We start from the raw sequence: 15,183 nt of genomic DNA, 5'->3' as shown, positions 1-15,183 counted from the left end.
ATTAAGGAGAAAACATGTCAGCATTTTTAATTGGAAAATCTGCCCCTGATTTTGTTGTTCAAGCTGTTGTTGATGGCGAGGAAACCACAATTTCCCTGAAGGATTACTTAGGGAAATACGTTGTTCTTTTCTTTTATCCTAAAGATTTTACTTATGTATGTCCTACCGAGCTACACGCGTTTCAAGAGGCTTTGGAAGCTTTTCAGGAGCGTGGGGCTGTAGTTCTTGGCTGTTCCGTAGATGATATAGAGACCCACAAACGCTGGTTGAATACAGAAAAGCGAGCAGGAGGGGTCGCAGGAATTACCTATCCTTTACTGTCTGATGTGGAGAAGACCATGTCTGCAGATTATGGTGTGTTGCTCCCTAAAGAGGAGTTATCATTACGTGGGGTATTCTTAATAGATAAGGAAGGAATTGTTCGTCATTTAACTATAAATGATCTTCCGCTTGGGCGTTCTATAGAAGAAGAGCTTCGTGTTTTGGATGCATTAATTTTCTTTGAGGCTCATGGTCTTGTCTGTCCTGCAAACTGGCGTGTAGGAGAAAAAGCTATGGCTCCTAATGAAGCAGGGTTGCAGAGCTATTTTGAAACTTTGGATTAAAATAGCACATTAAAAGTGAGCAGATCGTAGAAGTCTTGATCGGAAAAGAGCAGAAGGCTCTTGTGCTTTTGGCATAGGGATAGAGAGGCTTCTATGATGTGTTGATCTCCGACCCCGGGCAAAGCAATTGCAATGATGTTATTTAAGGTGGTCTGGGTATTTAGGAAATGCAGGCCGAATAAGTAGCTATCAATGCAGTAACCTTCTTCTTTTACTCTGAAATATACCACATTAAAGTCATGCAAGAGTGTTTTAATGGCTAATGTCATTCCTATGCCATTGATATCGCCTAAGTAGTGATGTAAATCTACTAAACAACGACAGTAATAGGCTGTATCATAGCTTCCTTTTTCTGCTTCACCAAATAAAGCAACTGCTGGTTTCATTAGGGAATAGAAGGGCTAGCATTTATTTCGCATCCTACAAAAGATATTTTTTATTATCTAGAAAAGTATTTGTGAATAAAAAATAAAAAAACCTATTTATTGCGTGTTCATTGGTAAACATAGCCTTTGGCCAGTATAAATAAGGTCGGAGTTTAATTTATTAATTTTTTTTAATTCATTAACTGAAATTTTATATTTTTTTGCTATGGAGCTTAAATTGTCCCCGGGAGAGACGATATAGATATGGCTGGGGACGGGATCAGAGAAGTCTGGGAAAGCTCCTGGAGTGGAGCCGTCAACCAAAGCTTGTAGGGAGCGACGAAAAAACTTCAGATCTTGAGAAAGGAGTTTATAGTCTTTTTGGAGGTCTTGAAGCTTGCTCTGCAAGGAGTTTTGCATTTCTTTTAGAGAGCTCGTTAATGTTGCTAGCGTTTTTGCGAGTACCTTTTGGTCTTTTTCCAATTGTTGGATCTTTTGTGAGAGCTCTTCAGGCTTTGCCGAAAGTAGCTTATGCAAGCGTGTGTCATATTCATCTAAGCGCTCTGTAAGTAAGAGAAGCTCAGATTCATGAGAGTGAAGTTTTGCTGCAGCATCCTCAACTTCAGCGAGAACAGCCTGCAATGAAGGTGTTCTTGCTGAGGCGCTTATGGCTCCAAATAAGGCGTAGCAAAGCACGGCATAAAAATTAACGCGCATAAATCTTAAACTCTGTTCTGCGGTTTTGCTGCCAAGCGAGCTCATCATGACCAGGGTTGCGAGGGTGTTCTTTCCCATAGGAGATAGTAAATAAACGCTCTGCAGAAATTCCCTGTTTGATAAGGTAGTTTTTCACGGCATTTGCCCGACGGGAGCCTAAAGCAAGATTATACGATGCCGCCCCACGCTCATCCGTATGTCCTTCAATATATAGCGTAACCTTTGGGGACTTTTTCATGTGGTGGACAAGAGTAGTTAAAATAGACAGGTTTTCTTCTCCTTTAATCGAGTAGCTATCAGTTTCAAAGGTGATATTACGAAATGTTGGTGTAGAGGCACTCTTATAATTTTGCTCTTCCTGAGAGTCTACAGCTTTTAAGGAGAAGGGCTGGTTGAGCTCTTCATCAGTATATAGAGGAACAAATCCAAAGGAGCAGTTCTTCTTTTTTGTATGGCATTCTCGGCATGTATCTTCCCAATAGTCATAAGGCCGACTACATGAAGAGAGCATTAATACAGGCAAAAATACACACAACTTAAGTAGAGAACAAATCTTCATAAATACATCTTATTTGTTGTGGAGGAAAGCTCCCCATGAAGGAAAACGCTTTTCTCCTGATCCTATAACAATTTTTTTAGTTTTTTTAGTAATCAGACTTAACAGGTACAGCTCTGACTCTTCTGCATTCCCAGAACTAAAGACTAAATGGCGGCTATCTGCAGCCCACGAAGGTCCTTCTTTATCTTGTGGGGAGGTGGTTAACTGGGAGCCTTCTCCAGAAGTTAGATCATAAACACAGATCTGCCGTGTCCCCTTGATGACAGAACAGAAGGCTATTTTTTTACCATCAGGAGACCATGTTGGGCAACTGCAATTTCGATATTTTTTTGTCAGCAGTCGAGGTGATTGAGGTTCGGGATCGAGGTTCATGATGTAAAGGCGAGGGCGCCCATCACGATTTGAGACAAAAACAAGCTGAGAGCCTTGAGGATTAAAGCTAGGGGAGCCTTGCGTCCCGAAGGTTTCATTTAGAAGCCTCCGAGGTCTCCCTAGAAATCCAGAATATGGAGAAAATGCCTGAATAAATAGATCTGGATTTCCATAGGTATCTGCAATAAATGCGAGGAGTTTCTTTTTTGGAGAATATACCGGCATGAGCTGATTCCCCGTGAGAGAAAGGGCTTTTTTCCCCTCTGTGTTCTTTAGGGAACCTAAGAAGATCTTTGGCACGCCTAGTTTGTAGGATACATAAAAGTAGGGAGAATCTGCAGAGAGGTCAGCCCATTTTGGTGTAACGGATAGGGAGGCTTCTTTAGTAAGTGGCACAAGATTGCCTCCATCGTAATCTACTGCCCAGAGCTCTCCCTGCTTTAGTTCTTGAGTTTTCCCTCCTTTGCTTCGGGAAAAAATAATACGTCCAGAGCTAATCCCTGGAATTCCCGTGAGGGCATGATGGACAATATCTGCAGCTTGGTGAATTTGCTGTCGGTCATGGGAAAGGTCTTGAGAAAGGGTCAGGGAATGTAGTGTTTGAGGGGATTGTTTGGGGCGGAGCAAGATTACTGAGAGGGTAGGATAGCGAAGATGCAAGGAGAGTTGTAATTCTGAAGAAGGCGGTGGGGAGGGGACAAGTTGTGGCAGCAGGCGATCTCCTAGGGCTAAATCGCTTTGGAAAATGTCTATAAGGGAGCGGAGATATTTTTGGTGTTTAGTATCTTCTACACTGTAGGAAATCTTTAGAGGAAGGAGGGCAGACTCTGTAGCGACGACAACTTCTAAATCATGGGCGTGAAGATGAGAGAAGCATAGAAATACTCCCAAACATAGCCTTCGCAGCATACGAAAACCTCCTTTTAATGAAAAGAAGCTCTAGATCTCGTTACTGAGGAGTTTAATATGAAAAGAGATATTTTTCGAGAGTTTGTATTTTGAGAAAAACTTTTGAAAAGGAAGCGAGTGGATTCTTTGCATGAGGATGTGTTTATCTGCAGGGCTTATAGGGGAGAGGAAGATACATTCTTCAATACTTCCTGAGGGGGAAAGAGTAATTTTGATGCGCACTTCTCCAGGAGAGGGGAGAGTCAGGTATTTACGGAATACCTCGCACAATTCGTTTTCTTGAGTTTCTTCGAGGGAAGAGCTCATAGTAAGTTGGGATGGCGTACACAATGAGAATGTCTCCAGGGAGGATTCTGTTTTCTCTATGCGTTGTGATAGCGTCTCAGCAAGCTGTGCTAAGGCATGGAGTTGCTCAAAAGAAGAGGGTTTTTGCGGGGAAGTCTGTACCTTAGGTTTTGGAGGAGCTTTTGGTTTATGCTGGATTTTTTGTGTTTTTGGCTTTGGTTTGGGGGCTAGTTTGTATTGCGAAGGGGGTTGTGGTTGGAGAATAGGCTGGGAAATGTGAGTGGAGATAGTCTGTGGAGATGTAGAAGAAGGTAAGGGGGCGACGAATTTTTCTTTAAAGGGGACTTTGCTTTGGGATTGTTTAGGTTGATGAGGGGAAATACAGACCCCGAGGAGGATAGCAGTATGCAGGAATAGGGAGAAGAGAAGATAACGCAGATATCTGTGCATAAGCTTAATTTTGTAGGGCGACATGAAGCTCATGAAACCCTGCGGATTCTATTGCTGTTTTTACTTGCTGGTAGAGTTTGAACGGCGTTTCTCCATCTTGAAGGAGTAGGGGGATATGTTCAGGGTGGTGTTTATGCACAAGGGCAAGTTGTGAGGCGAGCTCATTTAAGGAGAGCGTACGATCATTTAACGTTATCGTATGGTTTGCGAAGACTTTAATCACAGTAGCAGTATGCTCTTCAGTTTCGAGTTTTTTCTGAGCATTTCCCGAAGCTAAGGCTATGGAATCCAATCTAACCATAGGCACAGCAATCATAAATGTCATCAAGATGACAAAGACAATATCGATTAATGGAGTGAGGTTTACCGAGGCATCTTCCTCGGGATCTTCAGCGAAACTGCGTTTCATAAACTATTTTGCCGATATTTGACTTCTATAGAATTTAATAGCAAGTACGCCGTCTGCTCAATTTCTGAAATGAGTTGGGAAGAGTATGCTTTAAGATAGTTAAACATGATTAATGAAGGGATCGCAACAAATAGCCCCGCAATCGTTGTGCCTAGAGCTGTCGCTAGTCCCTCCATTAGCATAGAGTTTCCTGCATTCCCAGAGCTAATTTGCGAAAATGCTACCAGAATTCCCCAGACTGTCCCTAAAAGTCCTAAAAATGGCGCCAAACTAATTGTTGTTGCAGGGATAAAATTATTTTTATGTAAAAGCGCGCGGTATTTTGGCATCACGGCCCCTAAAAGGGTCTCTAAAGATGAAATATCTTCGGGAGCCAATACGGGACCACGATCAGGAGCGCGTTGGCGATTCTTATCCAAAAGCTCCAAAGTTCCCCTCTTGATCGTGAAATACAAATCCGCAAAAGGACTTGGCTCTGGAGTGACATCTAAAGATAAAGGCGCATGCCGATTTTTTATTAAGAATTCTTTAAGATTCTTCCCTGATTTTAAAAATTTTTTTTGTATGGCAAGTTTTTGGTGGAGTACTGTCCAGGTGCATAGGGACAGAAGGAGGAGGCTAAAAAAAATTCCCTTACCGAAGATATCGGCTTCCCTGTAAGCCTGAATGATGGGGTTTTGCGCAAGTCGTAACATCGTAAAGTTTTTTACTAATACACGTGAGGGAGGTTTGAAAAATGATCCTAGCAAATTTTTAGTATAGAGCCAAGCAGCTTTTGTTAAAGAGATTTACTTAAGCAATTATAAAATTATATTGATAAATAGTGTATAATTATTGCCTTAATGTAGAAATGCATGGAGTTATTTTGAATAAAATCAAAACGTGTTTTCATACAGTACTTATTGCGTTGCTTTTTTCCTTTCCAGTCCTTTCTGGGAAGTTCTCGCCTCTTCATGCTGAGGAGGCGCATGTAGAAAACTTCTCTTCTGAGGCGGAACTTCTTTCTGAAGTCTCGCATCTTGCTCCGGGGGAAAAGACGTTGCGCGTAGGGGTAAGGATCACAACGAGCAGAGGAAATCATATCTACTGGAAAAACCCTGGGGATATGGGGAGTCCTTTGAGCATTTCTTGGAAGCTGCCGGAAGGCTTTAAGGTTCTTGAGGAGCACTGGCCTGCTCCTAAGGTTTTCGAAGATAATGGCATGACCTTTTTTGGTTATGAAGATTCTGTTCTTATTGTTGCAGATGTATCTGTTCCGGAATATCTCTCTGTAGATGAGGAGATTGTTTTAGGGGCTCAGGTAGAGTGGCTTGCCTGTGGTAGGGAGAGTTGTCTTCCGGGATTTGCAGAGTTGAACTTGATCTTGCCTTATAAACAAGGGGGAGCAGAGGTTTTTCCTGAGAGGAGTCGGGAGTTTACAGAAACCTTGTTTTTGCAGCCGCGTCTTATAGAGAATCAGGAAGCGGTTCGTGTAGCTCGAGGAAAGGGAAATGAAATTATTGTGAATCTTTCTGAAAAGCTCAAAGAGCCTACAGATAGGGTATGGTTTATCTCAGAAACAGAAGACTTAGCGTTTTCTCTAGCAAAACGCATGGATTCTCCTAAAGGGGGCTTCGCGTGGAAATTGGCTTCTTTCCCGAAGCTCCGGGAGATTCGTGGGGTGTTACTATTTGCGGATTCTTCAGGAGCTCCTGTGGAGTCTTTAGAGATTCGTAGTGAGATCTTGACTGATGAAGAGGGGACTTCGTTATGGCAGTTTGCTGCGCTGCTTGCTATGGCGCTTCTTGGGGGAGTTCTTCTTAATGTGATGCCTTGTGTTCTTCCCTTGGTGACTTTAAAGGTTTATGGGTTAATCAAGTCTGCTGGGGAACAAAAGTCCTCGGTAATTGCTCATGGTTTGTGGTTTACGTTTGGGGTGGTTGGTTGCTTCTGGGGATTGGCGGGAGTGGCGTTTCTCTTAAAATTTTTGGGCCACAACATTGGCTGGGGATTTCAGCTTCAAGAGCCGATGTTTGTCGCAACATTGATTCTGATTTTTTTCCTCTTTTCCTTGAGTTCCCTTGGGTTGTTTGAAGTAGGAACAATGTTTTCTAACCTTGGAGGAAAACTGCATTCCTCGGGGATGCGCTCCTCTTCGGGCTCTTCGGCATCATTTTTTAATGGGGTGTTGGCAACTCTTGTCACGACTCCTTGTACGGGGCCGTTTTTAGGTTCAATTTTGGGATTGGTGATGTCGTTGTCTTTTCTTGAGCAGCTCTTGGTGTTTTCATCTATCGGCTTAGGCATGGCAGCACCTTATCTTTTCTTTTCGATTTTTCCTAAGATGCTTTCGCTATTACCAAAGCCGGGAAGTTGGATGCATACCTTTAAGCAAGTCACTGGCTTTATGCTTTTGGGGACAGTGATGTGGTTACTGTGGATATTTGGGGCAGAAACGAGCACGAATGCTGTTGTTCTTCTTTTGGTTGGGTTATGGTTGGCTGGCATTGGCGCATGGATGTTTGGACAATGGGGGACACCTGTAAGCCCTAGAAAACAAAGAACTGTGATCTCTTTAGTTTTTCTCTCTTCAATTTTGGGAGCATTAACTTTGAGCTTTGCAGCGACACGTTTTTCTTCCTCCTCAACTGTCGTAAGTGAAGGATGGGAGCAATTTTCTTCACAGCGGTTGGAGGAATTACGCAGTCAGGGGAGAGCTATCTTTGTAAACTTTACTGCAAAATGGTGTGTGACATGCCAAATGAACAAGCCTCTTTTGCACAGTGCAGGCGTACGCAAGATGTTCGAAGAGCAGGGGGTTATCTTATTAGAAGCCGATTGGACTCGTAAGGATCCAGGAATTACCGAGGAGCTTGCTCGTTTAGGCCGTGCGAGTGTCCCTTCTTATGTTTTTTATCCTAAGTATGGGGACCCTGTTGTTCTTCCTGAGAAGCTCTCTGTACAAGTGTTAGAAAAAGCTGTAGCGGGGGCTCTCCTTCCTTAATCCAGAAGTTTACAAGGAGAGACGAAAACAATAGTTTTTGTCTCTCCTTGGTAGAAGATATTCCTCATAGGGAGTAACTTTAAAGGCAGCATTATTCATGTATTTAAGGAAAAGGAACTATGTCTTTAACTGATGCCCACACTCACCTTGCTGACGAGGTTTTTTGTGACAATATTGATGACGTCTTAGGTCGTGCTCAAGATTCTGAAGTGTCATTACTTGTGAACGTCTCCTCCACGGTTGAAGAGTTGGGAAGATCTTTTGCTTATGCAGAAAAGTTTCCCAATATACGCTTTTTCCATGTCGGTGGAACCCCTCCCCAGGATGCCCAGGAAGATATTGAAGCTATGGTGAGTTATGTCCGAGATCTTGCCCTCGGGGGAAAGCTCGCTGCTGTTGGCGAAGTAGGGTTAGATTATAGCCCAAGAGAGACCGATGCTACAATCCGTAGGCAACATGAGGTTCTCAGGAGGTATTTCGAAATTGCTTTAGAAGCTCGGCTTCCTTTGGTTGTACATTGTAGAGGGGCGTTTCGGGATTTCTTCCAAGCTTTAGATGCTTACTATATCAATGACCCTAGAGCGCTTCCTGGGATGCTGCATTGTTTCACAGGATCTTTGGAAGAAGCTCAGGAGTTAATATCTCGGGGATGGTTTATTTCAATAAGCGGAATAGTCACATTTAAAAATGCTCAAAATCTTCGGGATCTTGTTACACAGATTCCTGAAGAGCATTTGCTGATAGAAACTGACGCGCCGTTTTTGGCCCCCACACCGTATCGGGGAAAAAGAAACGAGCCTGCATATATTGTGCATACTCTTCAGGTTCTTGCAAATCTTAAGGGGGAATCTGAAGAGGAACTAGCTGCGATTCTACGTAGGAATACCTTGCGTTTTTTGCAACATACGTAGGATTGATTTCTTTGAAAAAGCACTTTCCAGAATAGTGTGAGAATCTCTATTTTAAGTCGAAAAGGGTTCTAACGAAAATCTTGCTCATGTCTCACAAAAAAGAGAGTTCTTACGAAGATCTTCCCTCGTGGTCGTATTATCTTCCGTTTATTTTGCGGTGTGTGCACTCACTTTCGGGATTGGCATTTACGTTATTTTTATGTGAACATCTTCTTACAAACCAGCTTGCAGCATCTTATTGGGGTTGGGGGAAAGGCTTTATCGCCATGGTGGATCGTTTCCATACCATCCCAGGACTGAAGGTTATCGAGATAACGTGTTTAGCGCTGCCCTTTCTTTGCCATGCCATTATTGGGATTGTCTATCTTTTACAGGGAAAGAGTAATTCTTCCAGAGGGGATGGGAGTGTCCCCTCCCTTCCTTTCGCAAGAAATTATGCTTATACCTGGCAACGAGTGACAGCATGGATCATCCTGTTCGGATTGCTTTTTCACATTGTGCATTTGCGTTTTGTGCGCTACCCTCTGCATATTCATACTTATGGGCAGTCATACTATGTTGTAGGCATAGAGCCCTCACACTATTCTAAAGTCATTCAGGGCACGAAAGATTTTTTCGTATTGTATGAAAAAGATCTTCCTGTGCCCCAAATAGGTAAGAGTGATCTTTCAGAGCAAGATCTTGCTATGCTTCCCGAAGGGAAGGTCTATCTGTTTACTCGTAGTGCGGGACAAGCATTTCTTTATGTTGTAAGGGACTCTTTAAGTTCCTTTTGGATGGCGGCTCTGTATACACTTTTAGTATTGGCGTCGGCATATCACGGCTTTAATGGTTTATGGACATTGTGTTGCCGCTGGGGAGTCGTGGTTTCTTTTCGGGCTCAGTTACGTCTGCGGTATATCTGTTATGGGATGATGGTAGGAGTCGCTGCTTTGGGAGTGAGTGTGATTTGGGACCTATATCGAGTGATGTGATGGGAAATCGTAGAGTTATTGTTGTCGGTGGAGGATTGGCAGGGTTGGCTGCAGCAATTCAGCTGGCAGATCGTGGTGTTCTTGTAGAGCTTGTTTCTCTCACAAAAGTAAAGCGTTCCCATTCTGTGTGTGCTCAGGGAGGGATTAACGCAGCACTCAATCTCAAGTCAGAAGAGGAAGACTCTCCCTATATACATGCTTACGATACAATAAAAGGAGGGGATTTCCTTGCAGATCAACCTCCTGTTTTGGAGATGTGCCTCACAGCTCCAAGGATTATCCGCATGTTGGCGAACTTTGGCTGTCCCTTTAATCGTAGTGCTTCTGGGGATTTAGATGTCCGTAGGTTTGGAGGGACTTTATATCACCGTACAGTCTTTTGTGGTGCCTCTACGGGCCAGCAGCTGATGTATACCTTAGATGAACAAGTGCGCAGGAGAGAAAGTGCAGGGAAAATCATAAAAAGAGAAAACCATGAGTTTCTTCGTCTTGTGACTAATGCCGAGGGAAGGGCTTGTGGGATCATCTTGATGAACCTGTTTAACAACCGCTTAGAGGTGCTTAAGGGAGACGCTGTGATTGTTGCTACAGGAGGACCTGGAGTTATCTTTAAGATGTCTACGAACTCCACGTTTTGTACAGGTGCAGCGAACGGGAGGCTCTTTTTACAAGGCATGACTTATGCAAACCCTGAGTTTATTCAGATTCATCCTACAGCTATCCCTGGTCGGGATAAGCTTCGGTTAATCTCTGAGTCGGTTCGTGGAGAAGGAGGGCGCGTGTGGGTCCCTGGAGATGCTTCTAAGAAGATCCTCTTCCCTGATGGCTCAGAAAGACCATGTGGAAAGAGTGGAGAGCCTTGGTATTTCCTTGAGGAGATGTATCCAGCTTATGGGAACCTCGTCAGTAGAGACGTTGGAGCACGGGCGATTTTGCAAGTTTGCGAGGCCGGATTAGGCGTGGATGGCAAAATGGAGGTCTTTTTGGATGTGACGCATTTGCCTAAAGAAACTCTGCACAAACTAGAAGTCGTTTTAGATATTTATAAGAAGTTTACAGGTGACGATCCCGTCACAACTCCTATGAGGATTTTCCCTGCGGTACATTATTCGATGGGAGGGGCTTGGGTAGATTGGCCTGCTGCTGATGATCCTGATCGAGAAGGGCGGTTCCGACAGATGACTAATCTCCCAGGTTGTTTTAACTGTGGGGAGTCTGATTTCCAATATCATGGAGCGAATCGTCTAGGGGCGAATTCTTTATTATCATGTATTTTTGCTGGGCTTGTTGCTGGAGATGAAGCTGCACGCTATATAGAGGTGTTTGGTCCTGCTTTAGGGAGCTCTAGAGTATATGAAGAGGCTTTACATATAGAGAAAGAAGAAAATGCCAAGATCCTTTCGAGAAAAGGAAAGGAAAATATCTTTGTATTACACGAGGAAATTGCCGCTATAATGGTGCGGAACGTGACAGTAAAGCGTAATAACCATGATCTTCAAAAAACTTTAGAGCATCTTAAGGAGTTTCGTGAGAGGCTTTCTCGTGTTTCTGTTCATGACTCTTCGAAGTTTGCAAACAAGTCTTTTCATTTCATCCGTCAGATGCGGCCGATGTTAGAGCTTTCTTTAGCGATTACCAAGGGAGCTCTCTTGCGTAATGAATTTCGAGGTTCCCATTATAAGCCGGAGTTCCCTAAGCGTGATGATGAACATTGGCTAAAAACGACCTTAGCGTCTTATCATCCTGAAGAGCCTGAGATTACCTATTGTCCAGTGGATACACGCCATGTCGCTCCCTCTTTGAGGGACTACACTAAATCTTCAACAGGAAAGATTGTTTTAGACAACCTTCCCAAAAACATTCGCCTGCCCATATAAGGAAGAGACTTATGGAGCCTAAAAATACGTTTATTTTGAAGATTTATCGTGGCATGCCTGGAAACCAGTATTGGGAAAGCTTCGAGCTTCCCCTACATCCTGGGGAAAACGTGATTAGCGCCCTTATGGAAATCGAAAAACGCCCGATAAATACCCAAGGAGAAGTAGTAGATCCTGTAGTGTGGGAACAGGGATGCCTCGAGGAGGTTTGTGGTTCGTGTGCGATGTTGGTTAATGGTGTTCCTCGTCAGGCATGTACTGCATTGATAAAAGAATATATAGATACTACACAGTCTCGAGAGATTACCCTAGCGCCTCTGACGAAGTTCCCCCTTGTGCGGGATCTTATCGTGGATCGTTCTGTAATGTTTGAGAACCTTCAGGAGATCCAAGGGTGGGTAGCTGCAGACGTTGATGGGGAGACCTTTGGCCCTAAGGTCACTCCTGAGCAGCAGGAGCTTCTCTATACGTTATCTATGTGCATGACATGTGGGTGTTGTGCTGAGGCCTGTCCCCAGGTAAATGCACATAATGATTTTATCGGCCCTGCAGCGATTTCCCAAGTCCGTTATTTTAATTCTTACCCTGGGGATAAGCGCTCTGAAGAGCGCTTGCGTAGGCTCATGGGGAAAGACGGTATTCGCGGTTGTGGGCAAGCATATAATTGCGTAAGGGTCTGCCCTAAAAAGCTCCCTTTAACAGAGAGCATTTCTATTATGGGGAGGGAAACCTCGAGATTTTCTTTAAGGAAGGTTTTCTCTTCACTCTTTGGGAAAAAGAAAAAAACCTAAGGGGACTTAGAAAAACCCTTTTGGCATTTGGCTGCGGTATCCTGGAGGGGGAGGCATGCCGTAATCTATAGGGTTGGCATAAAGAGTCCATGGACGAGTTACAGCAAGAATTTCCTGGAGATTTTCCAAAGGAGAGGCTTTTAGCCCTGCGTAGTTACATTGCCATAAGTCGATATGACCGGTTCCCGGATGGAGCAGGAAGCCGAAGTAGCTGTAAGGCCAATTGCTATCACCGAAGAGCAAAGGTGCAGGGTAGGCAAGTTTATGATGTCTCATAGCACTGGCTACGCGCATATAGAGATCTTCCTCAACATAGACCTTTTGGTAACTTTGCATAAGCAAGCCTAGGTAAAGATGCCGCAGATCAGAAGAGGACAGTAGAGAGAGTTTGGGGATGTGGCGTTCTATAAGCTCTTGAAATTTAGGAAATGCCATGCGGGAGGAAATTCCCAAGTAGGAGGAAATCATCTCTAGGGTTTCTGGAAGCTGTTGTTCTGAGACATAGGGGGGTTCCTGAACGAGGTGGCGCGCGAGCCTACGTTGGTAGAGCTCTAGGGAATGGGCATCTTGGAGGGCTCCTTGTAGAAAGCGAGAACTTTTTTCGTAAAGCTCTGGGAGAGACTGGGAGGGTTCTGCACAAAAATCATATAGTTCTTGAGTTAGAGAATTTAGAGAGTATTTCGAACAGAAACTCCCTAAACAGGCATACACTTCCGGTTGTGAAAGTAAGGTGTTTTCTAAAAAAGTCTTGTGCTGCTTTACCCAGACATCTCGTAGCCATGTGTAGCTGTACCAATCATTATCCCAGGCTTCTCGAAATAAAGGAGAGCCTGCTGTTAAGGAAAATACGTGTGTTGGAGAGGCTGTCAGGAGGGAGTGGTCCCCTTCTTCTAAATAGCTTTTTATGCCTTCGGGGAGGTCTTTGAGGGCGTCTGAGAAAAAAGCAGCGAGCTCATGAGCATTTTCGGGGCGCTTTTGTATTGTCGTGATGGGAGTTGTAAGTTCAAAGTAATCCGTAAGTAGGGATTCTACAGAGCCTCCTGAAATGTAGACCCATGGGGTGATGACAAGCGTGTCTAAGTGATCAAAGAGGGGGGAGGGGACAGGAAGGTTGTAGGTATTTAGGATGCGAGTAAGTGCGGCCTCTTGAAAGTGCTCTGTGTGTAACAGAGAAATGAGATGATGAATAAGAGAAGAGGTTTCTTTTTCGAGATCGACGATTGCGTGTTTTCCCATGAGATCGACTTCTGTTAAGGAGAAGAATTCTGAAAGAAAGCGGATAAATTCTTCTATAGAGTATACCGGAGACCATGCGTGGGGATGGGCTCTTCCATGGGTAAAAAGAAGCCGGAATCCCGCGGGAGTATCTGTATGGATATGGGAGAACTCTTGGATATAAGCATCGTACGCACTGCGGAAGTATTGTGGGATAGCTTTGGCGTAAAAAGAAAGCAGATAGTCAGGGAGATTTAAGAGTTTCTTTACTTTTTCTTGGGCGGCATCCCAATCATAGAGAGCTTTATTTAGCTCTTGGCGGAAGCGTATGTGATCCATAGTAAGGATCTGGCTATCTTGGGTATTCAGAGGGTTTTTCAAGCGATTTTCGATATAGTCCAGCTGGGAACGCGCTTCTTGATAGGTTTGCTCACACTTAGACACTACAGAACGGAGTGATTCAATTTCCTGTTCTATAAACTGTTTCATTTGTGTAGCAATGCTATAGGAATCGTTGCTGTTCCACCCTAAGGAGATGCGGATGTGGTTTAGGGTTGAGGAGGAGTTTGCATCTGCAAGTGTTGCTAGGGAGTACTCCCAAGATTTCAACAGGGGATTTTGCGTGTCGTGGATAAAGGCTCTCCTCGCCTGTTTATAGGCAAAGAGGTAGCCATATACCCTTTGGTTTTGGGAGAGCTCTCGGGGATCTTGGGAGAGGAACAGAGCAGGATTTTTGCTGAACATGCCCTCTTTGCAGAGAGTGGCTTTTACCGTAGTTTCAGAGAGCTGATAGAGGTTAAGAAGCGTGGACTGTAGGATCTCGTGAGCGGAAATGGTATCATGCTCTTGGGAGAGTTTCTTGAGGAGATATTCATGAGCGAGCAGTTTTTGTACTTGGATTTGAGGGGCCTCTAAGGAATGAAGAACACCTGCAGCTTCAAAAGCTTTCTGTAACCCTGGAGAGGAAGAAAGAGTTTGTATAGGATCGGGATGGAGGTCTAAAATTCTTATGCGCTTGAATAGCTCTCCAATGCATCCTGAGAGATTTATAGGAATAGTAACTTCTCTTGAGCCGATGATTCGCGTGAGCTTCCCAGAGCTAAGTAGGTCTTCAAGGTCTTTGAGAAAGCGGTGAGGATATTCCTGATGAATAAGAATAGCCGGCGCTGTAGCGAAACATGAGCCGACATCTTGACGTAAGTAGGAAAACATTGCTGCAAGCACCGCTTGTCGGACATGGAATGTAGATATAGAAGCAGTTTCTTCTAGAGCTAGAGTATCGCGGATGAGATTTTGGATAGAAACATAGGAAGGAACAAAAAGCTTTTTTATGCGGTCTTTGAGCTCGGAAGATTCCTTTAGGGCCTTGAGCATGCGTAGGAGATGCTCTCGGATTTGTGTTTCTTCGTGGCGATATGGCCCTAAAGGATATAAACAATGAGAGAGATGTTCTATAGCTTCTACAAGCCTTACGCTATCTATCTCCCCATTGTCGGAGAGGATATAACGCGCGGTTTCCCTTGCCATGCGGACAGTTTTTGCCGCAAGAGGAGACTGTAACGCTGTCGTGCGATACGCCTCGAATCCTGCTTCATCATCCCTACAAAAGATCTCTTCTAAGGCATGAGGCTGCGGCTCTTGGGTTAAGGAATGAAAAACAGATTCATCTAATCGTGGCATAAAAAAAAGAAAAAACTTTACTATCTTGCTTCTTTATCATGAATCCTAGGTTTATGTCAGTAGGGGACTCTTCGAGAAAAA

At 44.0% G+C, this 15,183-nt stretch carries 14 protein-coding genes; 6 read left to right on the top strand and 8 right to left on the bottom strand.

What is annotated here, in order from left to right; translation table 11 throughout:
• Positions 1-14 precede the first annotated feature (14 nt).
• On the top strand, positions 15-605 hold the full coding sequence (locus G5S_RS01190; protein WP_013712352.1) for a peroxiredoxin: 591 nt from the start codon (positions 15-17) through the stop codon (positions 603-605).
• On the opposite strand, the gene G5S_RS01185 is transcribed toward G5S_RS01190, so the two are convergent.
• The 7 genes from G5S_RS01185 to G5S_RS01155 all read right to left on the bottom strand — a co-directional run bounded on the left by G5S_RS01185 (position 602) and on the right by G5S_RS01155 (position 5,366).
• Positions 602-991: a hypothetical protein gene (locus tag G5S_RS01185; protein WP_013712351.1), complete on the bottom strand. Its 390-nt coding sequence runs from the start codon at positions 989-991 to the stop codon at positions 602-604. The two genes, G5S_RS01190 and G5S_RS01185, sit on opposite strands and share 4 nt — an antisense overlap.
• 96 nt (positions 992-1,087) lie before the next feature.
• Positions 1,088-1,687: a LysM peptidoglycan-binding domain-containing protein gene (locus G5S_RS01180; RefSeq protein WP_013712350.1), complete on the bottom strand. Its 600-nt coding sequence runs from the start codon at positions 1,685-1,687 to the stop codon at positions 1,088-1,090.
• Positions 1,677-2,246: an OmpA family protein gene (locus G5S_RS01175; RefSeq protein ID WP_013712349.1), complete on the bottom strand. Its 570-nt coding sequence runs from the start codon at positions 2,244-2,246 to the stop codon at positions 1,677-1,679. The genes G5S_RS01180 and G5S_RS01175 overlap by 11 nt, the downstream gene beginning before the upstream one ends.
• 9 nt (positions 2,247-2,255) lie before the next feature.
• Positions 2,256-3,527: a Tol-Pal system protein TolB gene (tolB, locus tag G5S_RS01170; RefSeq protein WP_013712348.1), complete on the bottom strand. Its 1,272-nt coding sequence runs from the start codon at positions 3,525-3,527 to the stop codon at positions 2,256-2,258.
• 30 nt (positions 3,528-3,557) lie between these two features.
• Positions 3,558-4,262 carry an inclusion-associated protein gene (locus G5S_RS01165; RefSeq protein ID WP_041467063.1) on the bottom strand — a complete coding sequence of 235 codons (705 nt, stop codon included), beginning with the start codon at positions 4,260-4,262 and terminating at the stop codon, positions 3,558-3,560.
• A 4-nt stretch (positions 4,263-4,266) separates the two neighbouring features.
• On the bottom strand, positions 4,267-4,671 hold the full coding sequence (locus G5S_RS01160; protein WP_013712346.1) for an ExbD/TolR family protein: 405 nt from the start codon (positions 4,669-4,671) through the stop codon (positions 4,267-4,269).
• On the bottom strand, positions 4,668-5,366 hold the full coding sequence (locus G5S_RS01155; RefSeq protein ID WP_013712345.1) for a MotA/TolQ/ExbB proton channel family protein: 699 nt from the start codon (positions 5,364-5,366) through the stop codon (positions 4,668-4,670). The genes G5S_RS01160 and G5S_RS01155 overlap by 4 nt, the downstream gene beginning before the upstream one ends.
• A 170-nt stretch (positions 5,367-5,536) precedes the next feature.
• Here G5S_RS01155 and G5S_RS01150 point away from each other — a divergent pair, with 170 nt between their 5' ends.
• The 5 genes from G5S_RS01150 (at position 5,537) to sdhB (ending at position 12,207) form a co-directional block, all read left to right on the top strand.
• On the top strand, positions 5,537-7,654 hold the full coding sequence (locus tag G5S_RS01150; protein WP_041467062.1) for a protein-disulfide reductase DsbD family protein: 2,118 nt from the start codon (positions 5,537-5,539) through the stop codon (positions 7,652-7,654).
• 119 nt (positions 7,655-7,773) lie between these two features.
• On the top strand, positions 7,774-8,565 hold the full coding sequence (locus G5S_RS01145; RefSeq protein WP_013712342.1) for a TatD family hydrolase: 792 nt from the start codon (positions 7,774-7,776) through the stop codon (positions 8,563-8,565).
• 86 nt (positions 8,566-8,651) lie between these two features.
• Complete coding sequence (locus G5S_RS01140; protein ID WP_013712341.1) at positions 8,652-9,539, top strand: succinate dehydrogenase cytochrome b558 subunit; 888 nt, start codon at positions 8,652-8,654, stop codon at positions 9,537-9,539.
• Positions 9,539-11,416 (top strand): succinate dehydrogenase flavoprotein subunit, encoded by a 1,878-nt coding sequence (sdhA, locus tag G5S_RS01135; RefSeq protein ID WP_013712340.1) that lies wholly within the window; start codon positions 9,539-9,541, stop codon positions 11,414-11,416. The genes G5S_RS01140 and sdhA overlap by 1 nt, the downstream gene beginning before the upstream one ends.
• Before the next feature lie 11 nt (positions 11,417-11,427).
• A complete protein-coding gene (sdhB, locus tag G5S_RS01130) occupies positions 11,428-12,207 on the top strand; it encodes a succinate dehydrogenase iron-sulfur subunit (RefSeq protein ID WP_013712339.1) in 780 nt (259 codons plus the stop codon).
• 6 nt (positions 12,208-12,213) lie between these two features.
• On the opposite strand, the gene G5S_RS01125 is transcribed toward sdhB, so the two are convergent.
• Positions 12,214-15,102, bottom strand: coding sequence for a hypothetical protein (locus tag G5S_RS01125; RefSeq protein WP_013712338.1), 2,889 nt, complete (start codon positions 15,100-15,102; stop codon positions 12,214-12,216).
• Positions 15,103-15,183: the final 81 nt, after the last annotated feature.

The sequence above is a fragment of the Chlamydia pecorum E58 genome, from assembly GCF_000204135.1.
Lineage (GTDB): Bacteria > Chlamydiota > Chlamydiia > Chlamydiales > Chlamydiaceae > Chlamydia > Chlamydia pecorum.
The sequence above is the reverse complement of the archived record's forward strand: the minus strand, read 5'-3'. Positions and strand labels throughout refer to the sequence as shown.